Annotated in this window: 2 protein-coding genes; both read right to left on the reverse strand. The window is 56.2% G+C overall.

Annotated elements, in window-relative coordinates; genetic code table 11:
* Positions 1-28: 28 nt before the first annotated feature.
* Positions 29-1,417 (reverse strand): phosphomannomutase, encoded by a 1,389-nt coding sequence (locus PHD44_RS12645; protein WP_300192252.1) that lies wholly within the window; start codon positions 1,415-1,417, stop codon positions 29-31.
* Position 1,418: 1 nt separating this feature from the next.
* Positions 1,419-2,613, reverse strand: a 1,195-nt coding sequence (locus tag PHD44_RS12650) for a mannose-1-phosphate guanylyltransferase/mannose-6-phosphate isomerase (RefSeq protein ID WP_300192250.1), incomplete at its 5' end; no start/stop codon positions are given.

Consider the following 2,613-nt stretch of genomic DNA (forward strand, 5'->3'; position numbering starts at 1 on the left):
CGAGAAATCGATTTAACACTGCCGCCTCTTAATCGGCAGAACGCAACAAATATTCAATATGTCGCTTGTGGCTCAACACTGCATCTGTGTTGCGTTTTGACTCAATGTTCAACCGCAACAATGGCTCTGTGTTGGAACCGCGCAAATTAAACCGCCAATCGTCGAATTCCACGCTTACGCCATCGGTACGATCAATTTTGGGATTCATGGGGGAGAAGTGCGCCAATACACGTTCAATGGTGGCATGCACATTGTCGACTCGGTAATTGATTTCACCGCTGCAGGGATAGGCGGCCATACGTTCATCGACCAATTCGGCGAGCGTTTTGCCGGTTTTGCTCATGAGTTCGGTGATGAGTAGCCAGGGGATCATGCCTGAGTCGCAGTAGGCAAAATCACGGAAGTAGTGATGCGCGCTCATCTCGCCGCCGTAGATAGCATCTTGCTCACGCATGATTTGCTTGATGAAGGCGTGACCGGTTTTGGACTGGATCGGGATGCCGCCCGCCTGTTTGACTTGCTCAATCGTATTCCAGGTCAGGCGTGGGTCGTGAATGATTTTCCCACCCGGATATTTGGCCAGCAGGGTTTCGGCCAGCAAGCCGACGAGATAATAGCCTTCGATGAATCGCCCTTGGGCATCGAACAAAAAGCAGCGATCAAAGTCGCCATCCCAAGCGATACCGAGATCGGCGCCTTGCTCGATCACAGCTTGTGATGTTGCATTTCGCATTTCGGGCAAGAGCGGGTTGGGTACGCCGTTTGGGAAATTGCCGTCGGGCTGTTCGTGAATGTAATGGATATCAAACGGCAGATGCTTTTCCAACAGCCGCATGACGGGACCTGCCCCGCCATTGCCGGGGTCGGCGACGATTTTGAGCGGCTTGAGGGCGCGGTGGTCGATGTAGCCGAGTAGGTGTTGGATGTAGGCGGCTTTATTGGTGTCGGTGGTGATTTTGCCGTGATAACCAATTCCCCTCTCCCCCAGCCCCTCCCCCGCTAGGGGGGAGGGTAGTAAAGCAGCACGGTCGCGGATGGCGAACAGGCCGGTGTCGCCGCTGACCGGGCGCGCGCCCTGGCGCACGAGCTTCATGCCGTTGTAGCCTTTGGGGTTATGGCTGGCGGTTACCATGATGCCGCCGCCCACGCCTTGCGCCTCGCGGTGGAAGGTCTGGAAATAGACTTCTTCGGTGCCGCACAGGCCGATGTCGATGACATCAGCGCCCGCCTCGGTGATGCCGCGCATCAGCGCTTCGGCCAGCATGGGGCTTTCGAGACGCACATCGTATCCAACGACGACGGTACCGGGATTGATTTCATCCACAAACGCCCGCCCGATGAGATAGGCGAGTTCGGCATCCAGCTGCGCGGGCACTTGGCCGCGAATGTCGTAGGCTTTAAAGCAACTCAAGTCCATATCAGCAACGCCCATAATGGTCTTCCGCGCGGACGATATCGTCCTCACCCAAGTAATCGCCGCTTTGCACTTCGATCATGACGAGGTTAATCACGCCGGGATTTTCCAGGCGGTGCATGTGCCCGGCGGGGATGAAGGTGGATTCATTGGTATTCAATAAAAACACCTTGTCACCATTGGTGACGCGCGCCATGCCGTTGACGACGATCCAGTGTTCGCTGCGGTGATGGTGCATTTGTAATGAAAGTGTGGCGCCGGGTTTGACTTCAATGCGCTTCATTTTGAAACGCTCACCCTCTTCCAGCACCGTGTAGGTTCCCCAGGGGCGATGCACGGTTTGATGCAGAAGATGGCTTTCATGGCCGCGCTGTTTCAATTCGGCCACCACGTCGCGCACATCTTGCGCTTGATCCTTGTGGGCGATCAGCAGCGCGTCGGGCGTATCGACCACAATCAGGTTATCGATACCTACGGTCGCCACGAGGCGATATGGGCTACGGACGAGACAGTTATGCGTATTGATGGCGACGACTTCGCCATCGAACACATTGCCCTCGGCATCGGAAGGTGACGCATCGGCAAAAGCGGTCCAGGAACCGATGTCGGACCAGCCCATATCGGCGGCGACAACGGCCACACGCTCGGAGCGCTCCATGATGGCGTAATCGATGGAGATATCAGCCATGCGCTCAAAATCCTCCAGCTGGAATTCCACCATGTCCATGCCAGCCGCATGGATCTGATTGGCGTGCTCAACCGCGATTTGGCAAGCCGCGAGCAACTCGGGCGCATGGCGTTCGAACTCGGCGAGGATCGTGCTGACCTTGAAGCAGAACATACCGCCATTCCAGGAGTATCGACCTGAGTCGATATACGCTTGAGCCGTCTCACGATCCGGTTTTTCAACGAACTGGCGCACGCGATAAGCGACACCTTCTTCAAGGGCGAGTGGCTCTGCATCTCGTTCGATATAGCCGAAGCCGGTTTCCGGTGATTGCGGCGCAATGCCAAAGGTAACCAACCAGTCATGATTAGCGACGTTTTTCGCCACCTGAACGGCCTCGGAGAATGCGCCAACGTCAGCAATTAGATGATCGGCTGGCAATACGAGCATCAGCGCATCTGAGCCTGCACGAATCTGTAGATCCAGTGCGGCCAAGGCGATGGCTGCTGCCGTGTTTTTGCCGGTAGGTTCC

Source organism: Halothiobacillus sp. (assembly GCF_028710545.1).
Classification (GTDB): Bacteria; Pseudomonadota; Gammaproteobacteria; order Halothiobacillales; family Halothiobacillaceae; genus Halothiobacillus.

Bases quoted from the DNA above. Each gene is read 5' to 3' on its own strand.
- PHD44_RS12645 (WP_300192252.1), bottom strand. From the start codon at position 1,417: ATGGACTTGAGTTGCTTTAAAGCCTACGACATTCGCGGCCAAGTGCCC.